This window comes from Streptomyces sp. NPDC008092 (genome assembly GCF_042957285.1).
Taxonomy (GTDB): Bacteria; Actinomycetota; Actinomycetes; order Streptomycetales; family Streptomycetaceae; genus Streptomyces.
In genome coordinates, this window is sequence record NZ_JBIBHY010000007.1 from 239,072 (window position 1) to 258,948 (window position 19,877).

The 19,877-nt window shown below is 71.7% G+C and carries 21 protein-coding genes; 9 read left to right on the forward strand and 12 right to left on the reverse strand.

The features are described from left to right. Positions 1-17: 17 nt before the first annotated feature. Positions 18-1,256: a MurT ligase domain-containing protein gene (locus ACFZB3_RS24130; RefSeq protein WP_388918991.1), complete on the reverse strand. Its 1,239-nt coding sequence runs from the start codon at positions 1,254-1,256 to the stop codon at positions 18-20. A gap of 151 nt (positions 1,257-1,407) precedes the next feature. Here ACFZB3_RS24130 and def point away from each other — a divergent pair, with 151 nt between their 5' ends. Further along, on the forward strand, positions 1,408-1,947 hold the full coding sequence (gene def, locus ACFZB3_RS24135; protein WP_391378290.1) for a peptide deformylase: 540 nt from the start codon (positions 1,408-1,410) through the stop codon (positions 1,945-1,947). Positions 1,948-2,020: 73 nt separating this feature from the next. Here def and ACFZB3_RS24140 read toward each other — a convergent pair whose 3' ends face one another. Next, positions 2,021-2,665 carry a TetR family transcriptional regulator gene (locus tag ACFZB3_RS24140; RefSeq protein ID WP_391378292.1) on the reverse strand — a complete coding sequence of 215 codons (645 nt, stop codon included), beginning with the start codon at positions 2,663-2,665 and terminating at the stop codon, positions 2,021-2,023. Positions 2,666-2,838: 173 nt separating this feature from the next. Between ACFZB3_RS24140 and ACFZB3_RS24145 the strand changes: the two genes are divergently transcribed. Then, the gene (locus tag ACFZB3_RS24145) at positions 2,839-4,065 is read left to right on the forward strand and encodes an acyl-CoA dehydrogenase family protein (RefSeq protein ID WP_391378294.1); all 1,227 of its coding nucleotides are present in this window, start codon (positions 2,839-2,841) and stop codon (positions 4,063-4,065) included. A gap of 87 nt (positions 4,066-4,152) precedes the next feature. Here the strand turns inward: ACFZB3_RS24145 and ACFZB3_RS24150 are convergent, their stop codons facing one another. Genes ACFZB3_RS24150 through ACFZB3_RS24160 form a run of 3 tightly spaced genes read right to left on the reverse strand, consistent with a single transcriptional unit; the run spans position 4,153 to position 7,038 of the window. Next, the gene (locus tag ACFZB3_RS24150) at positions 4,153-4,674 is read right to left on the reverse strand and encodes a cupin domain-containing protein (RefSeq protein ID WP_391378297.1); all 522 of its coding nucleotides are present in this window, start codon (positions 4,672-4,674) and stop codon (positions 4,153-4,155) included. A gap of 7 nt (positions 4,675-4,681) precedes the next feature. Further along, positions 4,682-5,968, reverse strand: a complete 1,287-nt coding sequence (locus ACFZB3_RS24155; protein ID WP_391378300.1) for a cytochrome P450 — start codon at positions 5,966-5,968, stop codon at positions 4,682-4,684. 2 nt (positions 5,969-5,970) lie between these two features. Then, positions 5,971-7,038 carry a 3-oxoacyl-[acyl-carrier-protein] synthase III C-terminal domain-containing protein gene (locus ACFZB3_RS24160; protein WP_391378302.1) on the reverse strand — a complete coding sequence of 356 codons (1,068 nt, stop codon included), beginning with the start codon at positions 7,036-7,038 and terminating at the stop codon, positions 5,971-5,973. A 185-nt stretch (positions 7,039-7,223) separates the two neighbouring features. On the opposite strand from ACFZB3_RS24160, the gene ACFZB3_RS24165 reads away from it, so the two are divergent. Further along, positions 7,224-7,886, forward strand: a complete 663-nt coding sequence (locus tag ACFZB3_RS24165) for a transcriptional regulator (RefSeq protein WP_391378304.1) — start codon at positions 7,224-7,226, stop codon at positions 7,884-7,886. A gap of 84 nt (positions 7,887-7,970) precedes the next feature. Here ACFZB3_RS24165 and ACFZB3_RS24170 read toward each other — a convergent pair whose 3' ends face one another. From ACFZB3_RS24170 to ACFZB3_RS24190, 5 genes are all read right to left on the reverse strand, one after another. Then, a complete protein-coding gene (locus ACFZB3_RS24170; protein ID WP_089105419.1) occupies positions 7,971-8,201 on the reverse strand; it encodes a DUF6213 family protein in 231 nt (76 codons plus the stop codon). Positions 8,202-8,226: 25 nt separating this feature from the next. Further along, on the reverse strand, positions 8,227-9,612 hold the full coding sequence (locus ACFZB3_RS24175; protein ID WP_391378306.1) for an NADP-dependent succinic semialdehyde dehydrogenase: 1,386 nt from the start codon (positions 9,610-9,612) through the stop codon (positions 8,227-8,229). A gap of 75 nt (positions 9,613-9,687) precedes the next feature. Beyond that, positions 9,688-10,155, reverse strand: a complete 468-nt coding sequence (locus ACFZB3_RS24180; RefSeq protein WP_391378308.1) for an NUDIX domain-containing protein — start codon at positions 10,153-10,155, stop codon at positions 9,688-9,690. Beyond that, the gene (locus ACFZB3_RS24185; protein WP_391378311.1) at positions 10,152-11,690 is read right to left on the reverse strand and encodes an ATP-dependent DNA ligase; all 1,539 of its coding nucleotides are present in this window, start codon (positions 11,688-11,690) and stop codon (positions 10,152-10,154) included. The genes ACFZB3_RS24180 and ACFZB3_RS24185 overlap by 4 nt, the downstream gene beginning before the upstream one ends. Positions 11,691-11,795: 105 nt before the next feature. After that, positions 11,796-12,737 carry an FAD-dependent oxidoreductase gene (locus tag ACFZB3_RS24190; RefSeq protein WP_391378313.1) on the reverse strand — a complete coding sequence of 314 codons (942 nt, stop codon included), beginning with the start codon at positions 12,735-12,737 and terminating at the stop codon, positions 11,796-11,798. Between the two features lie 78 nt (positions 12,738-12,815). Between ACFZB3_RS24190 and ACFZB3_RS24195 the strand changes: the two genes are divergently transcribed. The 6 genes from ACFZB3_RS24195 to ACFZB3_RS24220 all read left to right on the forward strand — a co-directional run bounded on the left by ACFZB3_RS24195 (position 12,816) and on the right by ACFZB3_RS24220 (position 18,102). Continuing rightward, the gene (locus tag ACFZB3_RS24195) at positions 12,816-13,388 is read left to right on the forward strand and encodes a cupin domain-containing protein (protein ID WP_391378315.1); all 573 of its coding nucleotides are present in this window, start codon (positions 12,816-12,818) and stop codon (positions 13,386-13,388) included. A 120-nt stretch (positions 13,389-13,508) separates the two neighbouring features. Next, positions 13,509-14,477, forward strand: a complete 969-nt coding sequence (locus ACFZB3_RS24200) for a zinc-binding dehydrogenase (protein WP_391378318.1) — start codon at positions 13,509-13,511, stop codon at positions 14,475-14,477. Next, positions 14,474-15,655: an acyl-CoA dehydrogenase family protein gene (locus ACFZB3_RS24205; protein WP_391378320.1), complete on the forward strand. Its 1,182-nt coding sequence runs from the start codon at positions 14,474-14,476 to the stop codon at positions 15,653-15,655. Before ACFZB3_RS24200 ends, ACFZB3_RS24205 begins: the two co-directional genes overlap by 4 nt. Next, positions 15,652-16,743, forward strand: coding sequence for an acyl-CoA dehydrogenase family protein (locus tag ACFZB3_RS24210; protein ID WP_391378322.1), 1,092 nt, complete (start codon positions 15,652-15,654; stop codon positions 16,741-16,743). Before ACFZB3_RS24205 ends, ACFZB3_RS24210 begins: the two co-directional genes overlap by 4 nt. A 198-nt stretch (positions 16,744-16,941) precedes the next feature. Continuing rightward, on the forward strand, positions 16,942-17,805 hold the full coding sequence (locus tag ACFZB3_RS24215; RefSeq protein ID WP_391378324.1) for a phosphatidylinositol-specific phospholipase C/glycerophosphodiester phosphodiesterase family protein: 864 nt from the start codon (positions 16,942-16,944) through the stop codon (positions 17,803-17,805). 102 nt (positions 17,806-17,907) lie between these two features. Further along, positions 17,908-18,102, forward strand: a complete 195-nt coding sequence (locus ACFZB3_RS24220; RefSeq protein WP_093505948.1) for a hypothetical protein — start codon at positions 17,908-17,910, stop codon at positions 18,100-18,102. Positions 18,103-18,123: 21 nt separating this feature from the next. Here the strand turns inward: ACFZB3_RS24220 and ACFZB3_RS24225 are convergent, their stop codons facing one another. After that, entirely contained in the window at positions 18,124-19,365 is a 1,242-nt protein-coding gene (locus ACFZB3_RS24225; protein WP_391378326.1) for a phosphodiester glycosidase family protein, read from the reverse strand. Between the two features lie 74 nt (positions 19,366-19,439). Beyond that, positions 19,440-19,808 (reverse strand): DUF779 domain-containing protein, encoded by a 369-nt coding sequence (locus ACFZB3_RS24230; RefSeq protein WP_391378328.1) that lies wholly within the window; start codon positions 19,806-19,808, stop codon positions 19,440-19,442. Positions 19,809-19,877: the final 69 nt, after the last annotated feature.

The window sequence follows — 19,877 nt, forward strand, 5'->3', positions numbered from 1 at the left end:
CGGTTCGTCCTTCGTGGTCAGTTGCCGACGCGGCGGCGCAGGTCCTGGAACGCGGTGTAGTTCGCGATGACCTCGATCCGGCCCGGCGGGCACATCTGGACGGCCTGGTCGAGGGAGTCGCAGACCTGGAAGTGCTGGTTCGCGACCTCAAGACGTACCGCGAGGTCCAGCTTGCGGTCGCCGAGCACGAAGATCGGGTGGCCGGTCAGGCGCGTGTAGTCCACGTCCCACAGCCAGGAGGTGTCGGTGCCGTCGGCGCCGCGCGCGTTCACCGAGAGGATCACCGGCGTCGGCGGCGGGTCGATCAGCGAGAACGTCTCCAGCCAGCCGGCCGGGTTCTTGGCCAGCAGCAGGCGCAGGTCGCGACCCTGGAACTGCACGACGTCGTAGCGCCCGGCCACGGCCTGCACCTGGTACATCCGCTCCAGGGCGACCTGCGGCGGCACCCCGAAGACGGCGGCGACGGCGGCCGAGGAGGCGGCGTTCGCCTTGTTGGCACGCCCCGGCAGCTGCAGGTGGATCGGCCAGGCGGAGCCGTGCGGGTCGAGCACGTGGTCCCCGGAGAGCACCCAGCTCGGCGTCGGCCGCCGGAAGCCGCACTCGCCGCAGAACCAGTCGTCGCCGGGCCGCTGCATCACGCCACCGCAGGACGGGCAGGACCAGGCGTCGTCCTTCCACATCTGCCCGGCGGCGACCCAGATCACGTTGGGGGAGGAGGACGCGGCCCAGACCACCAGCGGGTCGTCGCAGTTCGCCACGATGACGGCCTTCGACCCGGCCAGCCCCTCCCGCCAGTTCTCGGCGAGCATGCGGGTCTCGGCGGCACGGTCGAGCTGGTCGCGCGAGAGGTTCAGCAGGGCGATGCACTTCGGGTCGGTGTCCCGGGCCACTCCGGCCAGGTACTTCTCGTCGACCTCGATCACGCCGAACTTGGACTCCGAGCCGCCCGCCAGCGCCGACGTGATGCCGGCCGGCATGTTGGCCCCGAGCGCGTTGGACACGACCGGCCCGGCGGCCTTCAGCGCCTCGGCGATGAGCCTGGTGGTCGTCGTCTTGCCGTTCGTCGCCGAGACGAGGGTCACGTCCAGGTTCTGGGCGAGCCGGGCGAGAAGGTCGGGGTCGAGTTTGAGCGCGACCCGGCCACCGATCACGGATCCGCTGCCGCGCCCCGCGGCTCGGGACGCCGCCGCGACCGCCTTGCCCGCGGTCACGGCCAGCTTGGCCCGCGGCGTGAGCGGGTCCGAGTTGCCTGCCATCAGTTCTCGATCCTCCTTGCGTACGCGCCGCGCCTCAGCCATCCGGCAACGTGGTGTGCACCTCAGCCTATCGAGATCCATTCGCACACCCGAATTCCGGCCCATGCCTGCGCGGCGAGCAGGGGCCCATCCGAACCGTACCCTTGCGGCCATGCGACACGGTTCCATTCCGGGCGCCCGCGGGCGGGTCCGGCCACTCACCCTGCTCGGCGACCCCGTCCTGCACGCCCGCTGCGCGGAGGTCACCGACTTCGGCACCGAACTCGCTCGGCTGGTGGAGGACTTGTTCGCGACGATGTACGCGGCGGAGGGCGTGGGCCTGGCGGCGAACCAGGTGGGGGAGCCGCTGCGGGTGTTCGTCTTCGACTGCCCCGACGACGACGAGGTCCGCCACCTGGGCCACGTGGTGAACCCGCGCCTGGTGGCGGCGGACGGCATCTCGCTCCGCGGCCCCGAGGGCTGCCTGTCCCTGCCGGGCCTGGAGGCGGGCACGGAGCGGTACGACCACGCGGTGGTCGAGGGCTTCACGGCGACCGGTGACCCGGTCACGATCCACGGCACCGGCTTCTTCGCAAGATGCCTCCAGCACGAGACCGACCACCTGGAGGGCCACGTCTACGCCGACCACGTCACGGGCTGGCGCAGGCGCAGGCTGATGCGCCAGGTGGCCAAATCTTCTTGGCACCGGTGAGTGGACGCGCCCTAAAGGGGCGTGGGGAACTGCGCGACCAACCCCCACCGGCGGTCAGCCGAAACCGAACCCGTCAGAACCCCGGACCGCCGATCTTGTCCCCCGCGGCCGCCAAGCGACCCCACAAAAGATCGGCCAAACTCTTCACCAGTTCCGCACGAGAACAGGGCCGTTCCCCCAGCCACCAGTCCCCGGCCGCATGCATCATCCCGACGATCCCGTGCCCCCACACCCGCGCCAGCTGCTGACTGTTCGGCCCCAGATCCAGCCGGTCCTCGATGACCTGGGCCAGCTCCTCGCCCATCCGCCGCAGCAGCGGAGCCGAGTGCACCCCGACGTCGAACCCCTGGTCGGCCCCCGTGCCGCCCTCCGCGGGATGCATCAGGAACCGGTACACCTGAGGCCGCGCCTCGATCGCCGCGAGGTACGTGTCCAAGGTCGCCTCGACCCGCTCGCGGCGCTCCGCGGGAGCGTCCAGCGCGGCCCGCAACGAGTTCAGCAGCGCGTCCGTGTGCCGCTTGGCCAGCGCCGCGTACAGCCCGCTCTTGTCGCCGAAGTGACGGTAGAGGATGGGTTTGGTGATGCCCGCCTCCGCCGCGATGGCGTTCATGGAAGCCTGTGGGCCGTCGCGCAGCACCACCCGGTCGGCGGCCTCCAGCAGCTCGCGCCGTCGGCGGTCGGCGGACCGTTGCTGTTCGGTCCGCTGCGTGGTGTCCATGTGCTCTCCCCACCCCGTGCTCTTATCGGTGACGCCTGCGCAAACTAACACCTGACGGCCATCCGCTCTCGAACTGGCTGCCGAGGTGACCTTGGGAGTTGACTTTTCCTACCGACGAGTAACAGACTCGGGTTACCGCTAGTAACACATTATGCGCCGCCGCTGGAGGAGTCATGGCCGAGTTCACCATGGAACTCAACGACGAACAGAAGGAGGTCCGGGACTGGCTGCACGGTTTCGCCGCCGACGTCATCCGTCCCGCGGCCGCCGAATGGGACGAGCGTGAGGAGACTCCCTGGCCGGTCATCCAGGAGGCCGCGAAGGTCGGCATCTACTCCCTCGACTTCTACGCCCAGCAGTACTTCGACCCCACCGGCCTCGGCATCCCGATGGCCATGGAGGAGCTGTTCTGGGGTGACGCGGGCATCGCCCTGTCCATCGTGGGCACGGGCCTCGCCGCCGTCGGCGTCCTCGCCAACGGCACCGAGGAGCAGATCGGCACCTGGATCCCCCAGATGTACGGCGACCCGAACGACGTCAAGGTCGCCGCGTTCTGCTCCTCCGAGCCCGACGCCGGCTCCGACGTGGGCTCCATGCGCACCCGGGCCGTCTACGACGAGGCCAAGGACGAGTGGGTGCTCAACGGCACGAAGACCTGGGCGACCAACGGCGGCATCGCCAACGTCCACGTCGTCGTCGCGGTCGTCGACCCCGAGCTCGGCTCCAAGGGGCACGCCTCCTTCATCGTCCCGCCGGGGACGCCCGGGCTGTCCCAGGGCCAGAAGTTCAAGAAGCACGGGATCCGTGCCTCGCACACCGCCGAGGTCGTCCTGGACAACGCCCGGGTGCCCGGGTCCTGCCTGCTCGGCGGCAAGGAGAAGCTGGACGAGCGGCTGGCCCGTGCCCGGGAGCGGGCCAAGTCGGGCGGCGAGCGGGTGAAGAACGCGGCGATGGCCACGTTCGAGGCCTCGCGGCCCGCCGTCGGTGCGATGGCCGTCGGCACGGCACGCGCCGCGTACGAGGTCGCCCTCGACTACGCCGTGACCCGGGAGCAGTTCGGCCGGCCGATCATCGACAACCAGGGGGTGGCCTTCCAGCTCGCGGACATGCGGACGTCCATCGACGCGGCCCGGCTGCTGGTGTGGCGGGCGTCCTGGATGGCGGTGAACGGGAAGCCGTTCACCGCGGCCGAGGGCTCGATGTCGAAGCTGTTCGCGAGCGAGACGGCGAAGAAGGTGACCGCCCAGGCGATCCAGATCCTGGGCGGCAACGGGTACACGCGGGAGTATCCGGTGGAGCGGATGCACCGGGATGCGGCGATCTACACCATCTTCGAGGGGACGAGTGAGATCCAGCGGCTGGTGATCGCCCGGACCTTGTCGGGGATGCCGATCCGGTAGCGCCGTGGGGGTGCGGGTGCGTCGCGGGCCCACGGTGCGTCGTGGTTGCTCGCGCAGTTCCCCGCGCCCCTGACGGGGCGCTCCAGCTCACCGGTGTTTCAAAGGCGTGAGCTGCTCGATGTCGTAGCGCTTGCGGAGTATCTCGATCGCCTCCAGGTCCGGAGGGCCGCCGCTGCCGAGGATCTCCAGGAGTTCCTCGAAGTAGCGCTCGTGGTCGGGCGGCGGGGAGGACTGGAAGAACATCCGCGCCGGGCTGTCCGTCGGGTTGGCGAAGGCGTGCGGGCAGCCGGGGGGTACGGCGATCAGCGTGCCCGGGGTCGCCCGTACCACCCGCGTGCCCGAACTGGACTCCCACTTCTGCCAGTTGTCGGGGGTGCGGATGCGGGGCTCGAAGGCGAGGACGTCCAGTTCGCCTTCGAGGACGTAGAACAGTTCCTCGCTGCGGGTGTGCACATGGGCGCCCACGTCGAAGCCCGGCGGGACGTCCACCTCGAAGGTGGAGGCCATCCGCGAATGCGTTCCCGTCACCTTGAAGGTGACACGCTGGGCCGGCGTGTGGACCACGCGCCCGTGTCCCGGTGGGACGAGGAGTCCCTCGCTCGTGGTCATGGGCCGCTCACCAGGTCACCGGAAGTGCTTCGGGTCCCCGGATCAACGCGCCCTGTCGGAAGGGCACCTGTTCCGGGGGTACGGCGAGCCGCAGCCCGGGCAGCCGGTCGAGCAGGGCGTCGACGAGGAGTTGCTCCTCCAGCCTGCCGAGCTGGCCGCCGGGACAGTAGTGCGGGCCGAACCCGAAGGACACATGCGGGTTGGGGCTGCGGGTGAAGTCGATCGTCTCGGGGTCGGGGAAGACCTCCGGGTCGCGGTTGGCGGCCAGGTACGAGATGTAGACCGCGTCGCCCGCTCGGATCCGTACGCCCCTGATCTCCACGTCCTGCGTGGCGATCCGGGACAGCCCGACCGCGCTGCGGTGCGGGATGTAGCGCAGCAGCTCGTCGATCGCCCGGGGGCGGATCGCCGGCTCGGTGCGCAGCCGGTCCAGGAGGTCGGGGCGGGTCAGCAGCAGGTAGAACATCTGCCCGCTGTTGTTGGTGACCGCCTCGCCGCCGATCTGGAGGAGGACGGCGAGACCGACGGCCTCCTCCAGGGTGATCTCGCCGCGGCCCACCGCGGCGCCCAGCAGCGAGCACACGTCCTCGCCCGTGCTGTTCTCCCGCAGCCCGACGAGGTCGCCGAAGTAGGCGCCCATCTCGCGCTTGGCCCGCTCGCTGACCTCCTTGCCGTGGCTGGAGGACAGGATCAGCTGGGTCCAGATGTGCATGGTGTGCCGGTCGGCGGCCGGTACGCCCATCACCTCGCAGATCACCGCGATCGGGAACGGGCTGAGGACCGTCGCCGTGAGATCCGCGGGCGGCCCGTCCTGGACGAGCTCGTCGACGATCTCGTCCAGCATCTGGCGGGCCTTCTCGCGGACCCGCTCCACGCCCTTGGAGGTGAGCGCGGAGGCCACCGAGCGGCGCAGCCGCGTGTGGTCGGGCGGGTCCAGGAAGCCGACCGCGTCGCGGTCCGGGATGAAGTGCGGGGCGAGCCGGGTGACCGGCTGCGCCATCACCGCCTCACGGCTGAACCGGGGGTCGTTGGCCACCATCCGTACGTCGTCGTACCGGGTGACCAGCCACGCCCAGCCCTCGCCGTTGGGGAGCCGGATCCGGGTGACCGGACCCTCCCGCATCAGCTCGGCCAGGGTGGGGTCGAAGTCCACCCCCGTCAGGTCCGGCACTTCCCAGTGCCGGACCGGACAGGCGGCCTCACCGACGGCCTTGCCGGTGATCTCGACGGCGGCCTCGACGGCGGCCTCTTCGGCCGCCTCGCCGGCTGGGTCGAGCGGTTCGGTGAGCGCCATCTCTATCGCGCCGCCTCTCCGCCCGAACGCCGCCAGCGACCCAGCGACATTTCCGCGGTGATGCCGGGACCGAACCCGGCCAGCAGGCCGCGTGCCTGGTGCTCGGCACCGCCCTCGTCGAACATCCGGCGCAGTGCGTCCAGGACGACGGCGCTCGCGATGTTGCCGTACTCGGTGAGCGTGGCCCGGCTGAACCGGAAGGCGTGCGGGTCGACCTGGAGGAACTTGCTCAGGTCGTCCAGGATCCGCGGCCCGCCCGCGTGGACTATGTAGAAGTCCAGGTCGGACGCGTCCCAGCCGTGCAGCCCTGCCAGGTCCTGGAGAGCCGGCGCCAGCGGCTCCATGGTCGCCGGGACCCGCTTGTCCAGCAGGAAGTGGAACCCGGTGGCCCGCACGTCGTACATGATCCACTCTTCGGTCTTCGGGATCAGGTACGAGCCGTTGCGTTCGAGTTCGACGCCCGTGCCGCCCTTGCCGCGGACCACGGCGGCGGCGATGCCGTCACCGAAGAGGCCGTTGGAGAGCAGCGAGCCGACGCCGAGGTCGGTCGGCTGGTAGCACAGCGAGCAGAACTCGCAGGCCACGATGAGGGCGTTGGCGTTCGGGTACGCCGAGCAGAAGTCGTGCGCCCGGTTGATCGCCGCTCCGCCGGCCGCGCAGCCGAGCTGCGCGATGGGGATCTGGCGGGTGGTGGAGTCGAAGTCCATCTCGTTGATCAGCCACGCCGTAAGCGAGGGCATCATGAAGCCCGTGCACGAGACGTAGATGATCACGTCGATGTCGGTGGTGAGCAGCTCGGCGTCGTCGAGCGCTCGCTGGATGACTGCGGGGACCCTGGCCTTGGCCTCGACCTCGTAGAGCTTGTTGCGCTCCTCGAAGCCGGGGTGCTTCAGGGTCTCCTCGATCGGCTGCACGATGTGCCGGGTGCGAACGCCCGTGTTCTCGATCAGTCTCAGCGCCAACGGCAGCTGCGGGTGGTTCTCGTGGTGGGAGCGCGCCAGTTCCAGCGTCTCCTCCATCGTGATCACGTACTCCGGGACCGACACTGAGGGTTTGCACAAAGTCGCCATGAACCGTGCCTGCTTTCAGCCTTCCGGTGGGTTTGGGCCCGACCGGTCAGAGAGGTGGTTCACCTCAGGAGGTGGTTCCCTCACGATCACCCGTGAGGGCGATGATCTCTCGCCGGACTACTCCGAACCGGTGACCCCGTGTCAGGGTCGGATCAGCACAGAGCTATCCGCACGAGGAGGACGCGATGCCCGGCACGGCCGCGGAAATTCTGAAAACGACCAGGTCAGAGCTTGCCCCGGACCCGAACGCCAATCCATTGGTCCCCCTCGTCGCCAGCGGCCGGGCGAGCCTGGAGACGCTCGCCGCACTTGCCCTGGAACAACACCGAGTGATCCCCGCCGACCGACGCGCGTTCCTGCATCTGGCGCAGCGCGCCTCCGAGGAGCCTGCGGCCGCCGGGTTCTTCACCATGCTGGCCGAGGGCGAGGAACTGGCGGCAGAGCGGCTGGGCGCGTTCACCGAGGCGTGCGAAGTGGATGACGAGCGCATGCAAGCGTACGAGCCCCTACCGGGCTGCCAGGCGTACCCGGCGTACATCTCCTGGCTCGCCCTCAACGCCACCCCGACGGACGCCGTCCTCGCCATCACGGCCAACTTCGCGACGTGGGGCACGTATTGCGCGACCATCGCGCAGGGACTGCGCACCCACTACGGCTTCACCGACGAGGCCTGCGCCTTCTTCGACTTCTTCGCGGAACCGGCCCCGGCGCTGGACGAGCAGGCGGAGGCGGCAGTACAGGCGGGACTGGAGTCAGGGCGCCTGGACGAGAAGCGCGTGTACACCTACGGCCGATTGCTCCAGGCATACGAGGAGATGTTCTGGACGTCCCTGACTGCACGTACCTAGGGGCGCTGGGGGTACCCCCGGCCGAAGGCTGGGGGAGGAACTGCGCGACCAGCCCAGGACTACCCGCACCCGCCGAACGACCGGCTACTCCCCACTGCTGTGGGCGATACAAGCCACGTCGATCCGATCGGCGAGCTTCGCGAGCTCGATGGTCAGCGCAGCCACCGTGTCCTCGTCCAGCCCGCCCTCGTCGGCCTCCACCAGACGCAGCCACCGTGCCCCCAACGTCCGCAACAACTTACTCACGTCGGCCGCGGCCACCTGCAAGGTCCCGCGGTCGTCGACGATCAGAGGCAGGGTCACTTCGCGGTTCACACCCGGGATCGTAGTCGTGCAACCCTCACGCACCCTGCCAAACAGTGGTGATGTTGCAGAACTCCCGGATTCCGTGCCCGGACAGCTCACGGCCGTATCCGGACCGCTTCACCCCGCCGAACGGAAACGCCGGGTGGGAGGCGGTCATGCCGTTGACGAACACGCCACCGGCCTCCAGATCCCGTACGAACCGGTCCACCTCGGCCTCGTCCCGCGTCCACACGTTCGAACTCAGTCCGAAGGGCGAGTCGTTGGCGATGAGGACCGCCTCGTCCAGGTCCCCGGCCCGGTACAGCGTGGCCACCGGCCCGAACGCCTCCTCGCGGTGGATGCGCATGTCGCGGTGGATCCCGGCGAGCACGGTCGGCGGGTAGAACCAGCCGGGCCCGTCCGGCCGCTCCCCGCCGCACAGCACCTCGGCGCCCGACCGCTTCGCGTCCTCGACCAGCTCCTCCAGGTCCTTGCGTCCCTGCTCGCTCGCGAGCGGCCCGACGTCCGTCGCCTCGTCCATCGGGTCGCCCATGCGCAGCGCCGCCATGCCCGCCACGAACTTCTCGGCGAACGCGTCGTAGACGTCGGTGTGCACGATGAACCGCTTCGCGGCGATGCACGACTGCCCGTTGTTCTGCACCCGGGCCGTCACCGCGATCCGCGCGGCACGGTCGATGTCCGCCGAGGGCATCACCACGTAGGGGTCGCTGCCGCCCAGCTCCAGCACTGTCTTCTTGATCATCTCGCCGGCGGTGGCGGCGACCGCGCGGCCCGCGGGCTCGCTGCCGGTGAGCGTGGCCGCCCTGACCCGCTCGTCGCGCAGGATGTCGTCGACCGCGCCGGAGCCGATCAGGAGGGTCTGGAAGCAGCCCTCGGTGAAGCCGGCCCGGTGGAACAGGTCCTCCAGGTACAGGGCCGTCTGCGGGACGTTGGAGGCGTGCTTGAGCAGGCCCACGTTGCCCGCCATCAGCGCCGGGGCGGCGAAGCGGACCACCTGCCAGAGCGGGAAGTTCCACGGCATCACGGCGAGCACCGGCCCGATGGGGCGGTACCGCACCCGCACCCGGGACGCGCCCGAGTCCTTCACGTCCGTCTCCGCCGGCTCCTCGTCGGCCAGCAGGGCCTGCGCGTGGTCGGCGTACCAGCGCATCGCCTTCGCGCACTTGGCGGCCTCCGCACGGGCCTGCTTCAGCGGCTTGCCCATCTCGGTGGTCATGGTGCGCGCGATGCCGTCCAGGTCGCCGTCCAGCAGGTCGGCGGCCCGGTGCAGCAGCCGGGCGCGTTCGGCGAAGGTGCTCGTGCGGTACGTGCGGAACGTCGCCTCGGCGAGTTCGAGCCGGCGTTCGAGCTCGTCCTCGTCCATGGCTTCGAACGTTTCGAGCGTCTCGCCGTTCGCCGGGTTGACCGTCGCGATGGGCATGGCTGACCTCCCTGGGAGCGGGCTTGGTACGACCTTCCCGCGCGGCCGGGCCGCCCGCAACGTAGGGGGCGCTGTTCAGCCCGAGCGCTCCGCCAGCCGGTCGAGGAACGCGGCCTGCGCCTTGACGATCACCTCGCGGGCCCGCTCCGGGGCCAGCCAGGCCACCCGGTCCAGCTCCGGGAACTCCTGGATCCGGCCCGACCGCGGCGGCCACTCCATCACGAAGGTGCCCGGTTCGATCGTGGCCGGGTCCAGGTCGGCCTCGATCGCCCACGCCGTGACGATCTTGCCGTTGGTCTGCCGGACCTCGCCCAGCTCGATCGCCTCGCCGTCCGGCGGCGCCAGGCCCAGCTCCTCCCGGAACTCGCGCCGGGCCGCGTCCCAGGCCGTCTCGTCGGGCTCGTACTCACCCTTGGGAACGGTCCAGGCGCCCGCGTCCTTCTTCGCGAAGAACGGCCCGCCCATATGGCCGAGCAACACCTCAAGGCCTTCGCCGGTATGCCGGAACAACAGCAGTCCGGCGCTTCGCTTCGGCTCGGTCAACGCCGTACCTCCGGGTGCGCGGCCAGCAGGGTCTCCACCGTATCGGCCTCCTCCGGCCGCTTGTCCTCGCGATAGCGGACCACCCGGGCGAACCGCAGGGTGACACCGGCCGGGTAGCGGGTGGACCGCTGCAGTCCGTCGTAGGCGATCTCGACGACGAGTTCGGGGCGTACGGTCACCAGGCGGCCGTCGTCCGAGACCGCCAGCTCCCTGAGCCGGGCGGTCTGCCACTCCAGCACCGCGTCGGTCAGGCCCTTGAACGTCTTGCCGAGCATCGCGAAGGTGCCGTCCGGGTTGCGGGCGCCGAGGTGCAGGTTGGAGAGCCTGCCGGTGCGGCGGCCGTGGCCCCATTCGGCGGCCAGCACGACCAGGTCGAGGGTGTGGACGGGCTTCACCTTCAGCCAGGAGGCGCCCCGGCGGCCGGCGCTGTAGGGGGCGTCCAGGGCCTTGACCACCACGCCCTCGTGGCCGCGGGCGAGGGCGGCCGCGAGGAACTCCTCGGCGGCCGTCGCGTCGTCCGGCCCGGAGACCAGCGCCCGGCGCACCCGCATCGGTTCGGGGACCAGCCGGGCCAGCTCCGCGTGCCGTTCGGCGAAGGGCAGGTCGAGCAGGTCGTGGCCGTCGGCCGAGAGCACGTCGAAGAAGACGGGGGAGACCGGGACCTCCCGGGCGGCCTTCGCCACGTCCGTCCGGGAGCCGACCCGGCCCGCCGTCTCCTGGAAGGAGCGAGGCCGCCCGTCCGCGTCGAAGGAGATCACCTCGCCGTCCAGGATGGTGCGATCACCCCTCAACTCCCGCACGGCCGAGGTCACTTCGGGAAGGCGGTCGGTGATGTCGTCCAGGGTGCGGGTGAAGACCCGTACCGCGTCGCCGTCCCGGTGGACCTGGACCCGGATGCCGTCCAGCTTCTCCTCGACCGCCGAGCCGCCCAGCTTCGCCACCGCCTCCGCGACCGTGGACGCGGTGTGCGCCAGCATGGGCAGCACCGGGCGGCCGACGGTGAGCCGGAAGCGGTCCAGGGCCGGCGGGCCGTCCGCCAGCAGCCCCTCCGCCACCGTCTGGAGGGACCCGGCGAGCATCACCGCCCGGCGGACGGCCGCCGGGTCCGCGCCGGTCGCCTGCGCCAGCCCTTCGACGGCGACCGCGTCCAGGGCGCCCTGCCGCACCTCCCCGGTGATCAGCCCCAGCAGGAAGCGCTGCTCGTCGGCGGTCGCGGCGCCCATCAACTCGCCGACGATCCGGGCCCGTTCGGCCTGGGAACCGGTTCCGGAGACCTTGCCCAGCTCGCCGAGCCGGGCGTCGACCTCGCGGACCGTGAGGGACGGGGCGGCGGCCGGTGGGACGGGCCGGCTCAGCACCTTCCAGCCGACGCCGAGCCTGCCCTGCGGGAGCCGGCCGGCCAGGTAGGGGATGACGACCGGGACGTCGTCGGGGGCCGTCTCCCGGAAGAGGTCGGCGAGCAGCGCGGTCTTGCGGGACCTGGCCGCGGTGGCGGCGACCTCCCGGGACACTTCGGCGAGCCGGCTCAGCAGCATGCAGCCATGGTGCAACGGGTGCGCCCGGACCACACCACAACGTACGTGCCCGGACCACACCACAACGTACGTGCCCGGGCTACACCACAACGTAATGTGCCCGGACTACACCCGCACGGCCGCGTCCAGGTCCGCGAAGAGCAGCTCGCCGTTGATGGCCGCGCCCGCCCGGTAGCCGCGGCTCGCCGCGTTGACCACCTGCTCGGCGAAACCGCTCGCGTTGCCGGCCGCCCACAGTCCTGGCACGGTCGTCAGGCCCCGCTCGTCGGTCACGGGGTAGGCGCCGAAGGGGGTCTCCGCCAGCTCCGCGCCCAGCGCGACCAGCAGGTCGTTCTGCGGGACCGGGCGCGGGGCGACGAACACCGCCTCCCGCGCGTGCACGCTTCCGTCGGCCAGGCGCACGCCCGTGAGCCGGTCGTCCTCGACGCGCAGCCCCGTGACCTCGCCCGGCACCACCCGCACCCCGGCCGCGGCCAGCCGCCGCAGGTCGTCGTCGGTCAGCTCCGACTCCTGGACCTGGTGCAGGAAGAGGGTCACGTCCTTGGACCACTGGGTGACCATGAGCGCCTGGTGTGCGCTCATCGGGCTGGTGGCCAGCACGCCGAACGCCTGGTCGCGCACCTCCCAGCCGTGGCAGTACGGGCAGTGCAGCACGTCCCGGCCGAAGCGCTCGGCCACCCCGGGAACGGGCGGGAGCTCGTCCCTGAGGCCGGTGGCGACGACCAGGTGCCGGGCCCGGACGGTACGGCCGCCCGCCAGCGACACCGTGAAGCCGCCCGGGGCGTCCCCGTCCCGTGCCGCGTCCACCGCCCGGTCCCGGACCAGCTCCACGCCGTACCGGGCGATCTCCGCGCGGCCCACCGCCAGGAACTCCGCGGGCGGCATGCCGTCCCGGGACAGGAAGCCCTGCATGTGTGCCGCCGGGGCGTTGCGCGGCTCGCCCGCGTCGACGACCAGGGTGCGGCGCCGGGCCCGGCCCAGGACCAGCGCGGCGGACAGCCCGGCCGCGCCGCCTCCGACGACGACCACCTCGTACGTATCGGTCATGGTGACCACCTCCGCCGCCGAGGGTCGCCCGGCCGCTGCCGGATTGACAAACGTCTTTGCCGAAACTGCAATGCAGGCATGACTACGGACGACGTCCTCGCGGGCGTGGGACCCCGGCTGCGCCGGCTCCGCAAGGAGCGGGAGGTCACCCTCGCCGCGCTCTCCGAGACCACCGGCATCTCGGTGAGCACCCTCTCCCGGCTGGAGTCCGGGCTGCGCAAGCCCAGCCTGGAGCTGCTGTTGCCGATCGCGCAGGCCCACCAGGTGCCCCTGGACGAACTGGTCGGCGCCCCGCCGGCCGGCGACCCCCGGGTGCGGGCCAAGCCGATGGAGCGGTACGGCCGCACCTTCATCCCGCTCACCCGGCAGCCCGGCGGCCTGCAGGCCTTCAAGGTGGTCGAACCGAAGCGGAAACTCGAACCCGAACCGCGCACCCATGAGGGCTACGAGTGGCTGTACGTGCTGTCCGGGAAGCTCCGGCTGGTGCTCGGCGAGCACGACGTCGTGCTGGGGCCGGGGGAGGCGGCCGAGTTCGACACCCGGGTGCCGCACTGGTTCGGGTCGACGGGGGAGGGGTCGGTGGAGTTCCTCAGCCTGTTCGGGCCGCAGGGGGAGCGGATGCACGTCCGGGCGCGGCCGAAGCGGACGTGACGAATCCGGCGATCCCCCGGGCGGCTGTTCCCTGGATGGCAAGCGACCGCTTAGTATGCGGTGGACCCGGTCAGACGACGGTCGGACGACGCAGTCGACGCAGTCCCGTGGAGGCACCGCATGCAGGCATGGCAAGTGCACGAGAACGGCGAGCCGAGCGAGGTGATGCGGCTCCAGGAGGTGGAGCTGCCCACGCCCGGCGACGGCCAGGTGCTGCTCAGGGTGCGTGCCGCCAACATCAACTTCCCCGATGTCCTGATGTGCCGGGGGCACTACCAGGTGCGCCCGCCGCTGCCGTTCACCCCCGGGGTGGAGATCTGCGGCGAGACCGAGGACGGGCGCCGGGTGATCGCCAATCCCGCCCTGCCGCACGGCGGTTTTGCCGAGTACGCGGTCGCGGACGCCGCCGCGCTGCTGCCCGCCCCGGACGCACTGGACGACTCCGAGGCCGCCGCGCTGCACATCGGCTACCAGACGGGCTGGTTCGGCCTGCACCGCAGGGCCGCCCTGCAGGCCGGCGAGACGCTGCTCGTGCACGCCGCAGCCGGTGGGGTCGGCAGCGCGGCCGTCCAGCTCGGCAAGGCGGCCGGGGCCCGGGTGATCGGGGTGGTCGGCGGCGCCGACAAGGCCGCCGTCGCCCGCGAGCAGGGCTGTGACGTCGTCGTCGACCGGCGCACCGAGGACGTCGTCGCCGCCGTCAAGGAGGCCACCGGCGGCCGGGGTGCCGACGTGATCTACGACCCGGTGGGCGGCGAGGCCTACACCCAGTCCACCAAGGTGGTCGCCTTCGAGGGCCGGATCGTGGTCGTCGGCTTCGCCAGCGGTACCATCCCGAGCCCGGCGCTCAACCACGCCCTGGTGAAGAACTACTCCATCCAGGGCCTGCACTGGGGCCTGTACGCCACCAAGAACCCCAGGCTGATCCTGGACTGCCACCGGCAGCTCACCGAGCTGGCCGCCAAGGGCGCCATCAAGCCCCTGGTCAGCGAGCGGGTCCCGCTGTCCGGGGCCGCGGCGGCCGTGCAGCGGGTCGGCGACGGCGTCACCACCGGCCGGGTCACCGTCGTACCGAACGGAGCCGCAGCATGACCGACGCTGCCGAACTCACGCGCCGCACCGCCGAGTTGCTGGCCGCACACCCGCCCGCCACCACGGCGAAGCCCGACTTCCTCAAGGCCCGGTTCGACGCGGGGCTGGCCTGGGTGCACTACCCGGAGGGCCTCGGCGGCCTCGGCGCCCCGCGTTCCCTCCAGGCCGCCGTGGACGCCGAACTGGCGGCCGCCGGCGCCCCCGACAACGACGCGCGCCGCAACGGCATCGGGCTCGGCATGGCCGCGCCGACCATCCTCAGGTACGGCACGGAGGAGCAGAAGCAGCGCTATCTGCGGCCGCTGTGGATCGGCGAGGAGGTCTGGTGCCAGCTGTTCAGCGAGCCGGGCGCCGGCTCCGACCTGGCCGCGCTCGGCACCCGGGCCGTCCGGGAGGGCGACGAGTGGGTGGTGAACGGGCAGAAGGTGTGGACCTCCGGCGCGCACAACTCCCGCTGGGCCATCCTCATCGCCCGCACCGATCCGGACGTGCCCAAGCACGCGGGCATCACCTACTTCATCTGCGACATGACCGACCCCGGCGTGGACGTCCGGCCGCTGCGCCAGGTCACCGGCGAGGCCGAGTTCAACGAGGTCTTCCTCACCGACGTGCGCATCCCCGACTCCCGCCGCCTCGGTGAGATCGGCGACGGCTGGCGGGTCGCGCAGACCACCCTCAACAACGAGCGCGTCGCGATCGGCGGCATGCGGCTGCCCCGCGAGGGCGGCATGATCGGACCGGTCGCGAAGACCTGGCGCGAACGCCCCGAACTGCGCACCCACGACCTGCACCAGCGGCTGCTGAAGCTGTGGGTCGAGTCCGAGGTCGCCCGCCTCACCGCCGAGCGGCTGCGCCAGCAGCTGGTCGCGGGGCAGCCCGGGCCCGAGGGTGCCGGCATGAAGCTCGCCTTCGCCCGTCTCAACCAGGAGATCAGCGGCCTTGAGGTCGAACTCCGGGGCGAGGAAGGCCTGTTGTACGACGACTGGACCATGCGCCGGCCCGAACTGGTCGACTTCACCGGCCGCGACGCCGGCTACCGCTACCTCCGCGCCAAGGGCAACAGCATCGAGGGCGGGACCAGCGAGGTCCTGCTGAACATCGTCGCCGAACGCGTCCTGGGCCTGCCGGCCGAGCCGCGCACCGACAAGGACGTCGCGTGGAAGGACCTCGCCCGATGACAACGCAGAGCACACAGCCCGATCTCCTGTACTCGGAGGAGGAAGACGCGCTGCGGGCCGCGGTGCGGGACCTGCTCGCCGACCACTGCGACGCGCCGGGCGTCATCGCCCGTACCGAGTCGGACACCCCGCACGACGCGGCCGCCTGGAAGGCCCTCACCGAGGGCATGGGGCTCGCCGGGCTGCTGGTCCCCGAAGAGCTGGGCGGCCAGGGCGCCTCGCACCGCGAGGTCGCCGTCGTCCTGGAGGAGCTGGGGCGGGCGGTCGCGCCCGTGCCCTACCTGACCAGTGCCGTCGTGGCCACCGAGGCGCTGCTGGCCTGCGGCGACGGGCAGCTGCTCGGGAAGCTGGCGTCCGGGCGGACCGTCGGGGCGCTGGCGGTGGGGCTGCACGTCGCTCCGGGCGGCGCGTTCACCGTCGTACGCGTCGAGGACGGGCGCCTGTACGGCGAGTTGACCGGGATCGCGGACGCGGTCGCCGCGGACGTGCTGCTGGTGCCGGGGGACGACGGCGGGCTGTACGCCGTCGAGGCGGGCGCCGTGACCGTCACCCCGCAGGTGTCCTTCGACCTGACCCGGCCGCTCGCCACCGTCGCTCTGGACGGTGCGGCGGGGCGCCGCGTGGGCGACGCGGAGCCGGCGGTACGGCGGGCGCTGCGGGCCGGGGCCGGGCTGCTGGCCTCCGAGCAGTTCGGGGTCGCCGAATGGGCGCTGACCGAGACCGTGCGGTACCTCAAGGAGCGCAAGCAGTTCAACCGGCCGGTCGGCGGGTTCCAGGCGGTCAAGCACCGGCTGGCGCAGCTGTGGCTGGAGGTGGTGAACCTTCGCGCGGCGGCGCGCGGGGCGGCCGACGCGCTGGCCTCCGGCGAGGACGCCGACGTGCTGGTGGCTGTCGCCCAGGCCTATGCGGCGCCGGTTGCCGTGCATGCCGCCGAGGAGGCGCTGCAGTTGCATGCGGGGATCGGGATGACCTGGGAACATCCGATCCACCTGTATCTGAAGCGGGCCAAGGCGGATTCGATCGCCTTCGGTACGGCGGGGGTGCATCGGGAGGCCCTGGGCGCACTGGTTGATTTGCAGGCGCCGTGATGTAGCGGGTTCGGGTGCGGGTGCGTGGGGGCTGGTCGCGCAGTTCCCCGCGCCCCTGAAGGGGCGCTGCCGTTGCGGCTCGCATGAAATGAACCGGGGGTGGCAGTCCAGCCAACTCCCTGCGCAGGTACACCAATTGGGCTCTGTTCGAACGCATACTCCCTTGGGTCACTCATGGCCCTACAAGGGAGGCAGAGCATGGCCCTCACCACCCGTCGCAGAGCCCTCAGCACCCTCGGTGCCGCCCTCGCCGGCGCCGTCGTACTGCCCGGCGCACAGGCCTGGGCGGGCGGCGGTCACCGCGGGCGCCGGCCGCTGTGGCGTGCCCACGCGCACAACGACTACGAGCACACCCACCCCCTGTACGACGCCCTCGGCCACCGGTTCGGGAGCGTCGAGGCCGACATCTTCCTCGTCGGCGACCAGCTCCTCATCGGCCACACCGTGGACGACCTCGACCCGAGCCGCACCCTCGAATCCCTCTACCTCGACCCGCTGGCCGCGATCGTCAAGGCCAACCGCGGTTCCGTGTACCGGGGTTGGCGCAGGCCGCTGCAGCTGCTCATCGACATCAAGACCGAGGGCTCCTCGACCTACCTGGAGCTCGACCGGCATCTGCGGCGCTACCCGCACCTGTTCACCACCTACGCCCACGGCCGGGTGACCCCCGGTGCCGTCACCAACGTCATCTCCGGTGACCGTGCCGCGCGTACACCGATGGAGGCGCAGACCGTGCGCCGGGCCTTCTACGACGGCCGGCTCACCGACCTCGGCACCTCGGCCCCCGCCTCCTTCGTCCCGCTGATCAGCGACAACTGGCAGCTCAACTTCACCTGGCTCGGCACGGGCGCGTTCCCCGACGCCGAGCGGCAGAAGCTGCGCGGCATCATCAACCAGGCGCACGCGCACGGTCAGACGGTGCGCTTCTGGAACACCCCCGACGTGGCCGGCTCCGACCGCGACGCGCTGTGGAGCGAACTGCTCGCCGCCGGCGTCGACTACTTCAACACCGACGACCTGGCCGGCCTGGAGGCCTTCCTGGACGCCCACGCGGCGTCCTAAGACCACTCGAACGGGGGCCGTGTCAACCGCACGGGCCAACCCTCCGCTACGCCACACTTGCGGCCGAACGCCCCGGAACGGGCGTGGCGGAGGAGGTTCGCGATGGCCGTTTCCATCTCTGTGGTGCTGCTGCTCCTGTTGCTGGCCGTGATCTTCATGCGCCAGGGCGCGCTGAAGATCTCGCACGCCCTGGTCTGCATGCTGTTCGGGTTCTTCCTGGCCAGCACCAGCATGGCGCCGACCATCACCAGCGGGCTCACCGCGACCGCCGACCTGGTCAGCAGTCTGCGGCCCTGAGCCGGCCGCTCGGGGTTCCCCTCAGGGTTTCCAGAAGACCCCGATCCCGTTCGCCACGGCGCGTTCCGGGCTCTCGGTCGGGTGGTTGAGCACGCTCACCGTCTTCGCCCCCGCGGTGCGGGCCACCATCGTCGTGGAGCCGCCGCCGTCCAGGCTGAACGCGTCGACCGCCCCCAACTGCCGCATCTCCGCGGCGACTTCCGCGATGGTCAGACCGCTGCGGTAGGCCACCGCGCCGTCCAGCGCGAACAGCAGCAGCCGGCGCCCGCCGCTCGCGTAGCCGACGGCCGTGCGCACCGCCGCGGTGGTGCCGTTGAGGCCGGCCAGCGGCTCGCCGCCGCGCAGCACCGGGTAGCCGCCGACCGCGAAGCGGTACGGGATCCTGGCGGCGGACGCCACCATGTGCTCGCGCACCGTGACGCGTTCGCCCTTGGTGAGGGTGCGCAGCCGGTCCGCGCCCGCCTCCCGGCCCAGCAGGACGGTCGTGCCCGTGGGGATCGCACCGCTGCCCGGGGTGGCGGACGTGGCGACGACCCTGCTGGCCCGGATCTGCACCTCGTAGGTGTCCGTGCTGCACCCGGCGGCCCGGCTGGTGTCCGAGCCGCAGGTGGCGCGCTTGCGGGAGGCCGAGCCCCAGGCGGCGGTGTAGGCGCCCACCGCCCCCTGTGCCAGGGCGTACTGGTTGAGCCCCCGCAGCGCCAGGGTGGCGTCGGGGGTGCGGACCGTGCCGACGAGGGTCAGCCGGTCGAGCCGGGCCCGGCGGTCCACGCCGACGCCGAAGACGTCGGTGGTGTCGGTGCCGGGCGGCAGCGACGGTCCGAACCGCTGGGCGGTCGGCACCGCCGCCTTCAGCACCCTGCCGTGCGCGATCGCCGGGCCGACGCTCGCGCCGGTCACCTCGACGCCCGGGTGCTGGGTCTCGGTGATGTTGAAGAAGTCGCCGTTCACGCCCGCGACCGCGCCCGCCGCGTCCGCCATCGTGGACACCGGCGACCGCGCGGCCACCGCGCCCGGCGAGAGCAGGTCCATGTGGACGTGCGGGTCGGTCAGGTCGACGGTCAGCAGATGGACGTGGACCGTGCCCCTGGCCGCCGGGAGGTCGAACTGCCGGTAGGCGACACCGGACGCGATCCGCCCGGCGTCCGACGCGGCGCCGGCCGGTGCCGCCCCCGCGAGGGCCGCACCGGCCAGCACGCCGGACGTGGTGAGAATCGTGCACAGAGTTCGGGTCTTCGCCGCAAGCCGTCTCCGACGATGCGTCACCGCACCCCCTGATGTCTCGTCAAGTTCCTCAGGACTCAGGGAAGTGCAGCAGACGGGAGTGACCGGCGGGGCGGCTAGCCGTCGACTACGCGAGAACGGGTGAGGAAACGCACCCCCTCGGGTGCCTCCAGGGAGAATCCGCTACCCCGTCCGGGTACCACGTCCACGATCAGCCGGGTGTGGCTCCACGCCGCGTACTGGCTGCGGGACATCCAGAAGGTGACGGGCTCCTCGACACCGTCCACCGCCAGCTCGGCGAGCAGCACGTCCGAGCCGCCGGTGCGGAACTCGCCGTCCGGGTAGCACATGGGCGCGCTGCCGTCGCAGCAGCCGCCGGACTGGTGGAACATCAGCGGCCCGTGCTCGGCACGCAGCCGGCGGACCAGTTCGGCGGCCTGCGGGGTGAGTTCGACGCGCGGGGGCGTCGCTGTCGGGTCGGCCATGGTCACCCTCCTGGGGCCGGGGCGGCGGACCCCCCAGTCTCACCGCTGTGTCACCGGCGCGTCCAGAAC

Excerpts from the sequence above, each read along its gene's own strand:
- ACFZB3_RS24130 (WP_388918991.1), bottom strand. The coding sequence starts at position 1,256 with ATGGCAGGCAACTCGGACCCGCTCACGCCGCGGGCCAAGCTGGCCGTG.
- def (WP_391378290.1), top strand. The coding sequence starts at position 1,408 with ATGCGACACGGTTCCATTCCGGGCGCCCGCGGGCGGGTCCGGCCACTC.
- ACFZB3_RS24140 (WP_391378292.1), bottom strand. The coding sequence starts at position 2,665 with ATGGACACCACGCAGCGGACCGAACAGCAACGGTCCGCCGACCGCCGA.
- ACFZB3_RS24145 (WP_391378294.1), top strand. The coding sequence starts at position 2,839 with ATGGCCGAGTTCACCATGGAACTCAACGACGAACAGAAGGAGGTCCGG.
- ACFZB3_RS24150 (WP_391378297.1), bottom strand. The coding sequence starts at position 4,674 with ATGACCACGAGCGAGGGACTCCTCGTCCCACCGGGACACGGGCGCGTG.
- ACFZB3_RS24155 (WP_391378300.1), bottom strand. The coding sequence starts at position 5,968 with ATGGCGCTCACCGAACCGCTCGACCCAGCCGGCGAGGCGGCCGAAGAG.
- ACFZB3_RS24160 (WP_391378302.1), bottom strand. The coding sequence starts at position 7,038 with ATGGCGACTTTGTGCAAACCCTCAGTGTCGGTCCCGGAGTACGTGATC.
- ACFZB3_RS24165 (WP_391378304.1), top strand. The coding sequence starts at position 7,224 with ATGCCCGGCACGGCCGCGGAAATTCTGAAAACGACCAGGTCAGAGCTT.
- ACFZB3_RS24175 (WP_391378306.1), bottom strand. The coding sequence starts at position 9,612 with ATGCCCATCGCGACGGTCAACCCGGCGAACGGCGAGACGCTCGAAACG.
- ACFZB3_RS24185 (WP_391378311.1), bottom strand. The coding sequence starts at position 11,690 with ATGCTGCTGAGCCGGCTCGCCGAAGTGTCCCGGGAGGTCGCCGCCACC.
- ACFZB3_RS24190 (WP_391378313.1), bottom strand. The coding sequence starts at position 12,737 with ATGACCGATACGTACGAGGTGGTCGTCGTCGGAGGCGGCGCGGCCGGG.
- ACFZB3_RS24195 (WP_391378315.1), top strand. The coding sequence starts at position 12,816 with ATGACTACGGACGACGTCCTCGCGGGCGTGGGACCCCGGCTGCGCCGG.
- ACFZB3_RS24200 (WP_391378318.1), top strand. The coding sequence starts at position 13,509 with ATGCAGGCATGGCAAGTGCACGAGAACGGCGAGCCGAGCGAGGTGATG.
- ACFZB3_RS24205 (WP_391378320.1), top strand. The coding sequence starts at position 14,474 with ATGACCGACGCTGCCGAACTCACGCGCCGCACCGCCGAGTTGCTGGCC.
- ACFZB3_RS24210 (WP_391378322.1), top strand. The coding sequence starts at position 15,652 with ATGACAACGCAGAGCACACAGCCCGATCTCCTGTACTCGGAGGAGGAA.
- ACFZB3_RS24215 (WP_391378324.1), top strand. The coding sequence starts at position 16,942 with ATGGCCCTCACCACCCGTCGCAGAGCCCTCAGCACCCTCGGTGCCGCC.
- ACFZB3_RS24220 (WP_093505948.1), top strand. The coding sequence starts at position 17,908 with ATGGCCGTTTCCATCTCTGTGGTGCTGCTGCTCCTGTTGCTGGCCGTG.
- ACFZB3_RS24230 (WP_391378328.1), bottom strand. The coding sequence starts at position 19,808 with ATGGCCGACCCGACAGCGACGCCCCCGCGCGTCGAACTCACCCCGCAG.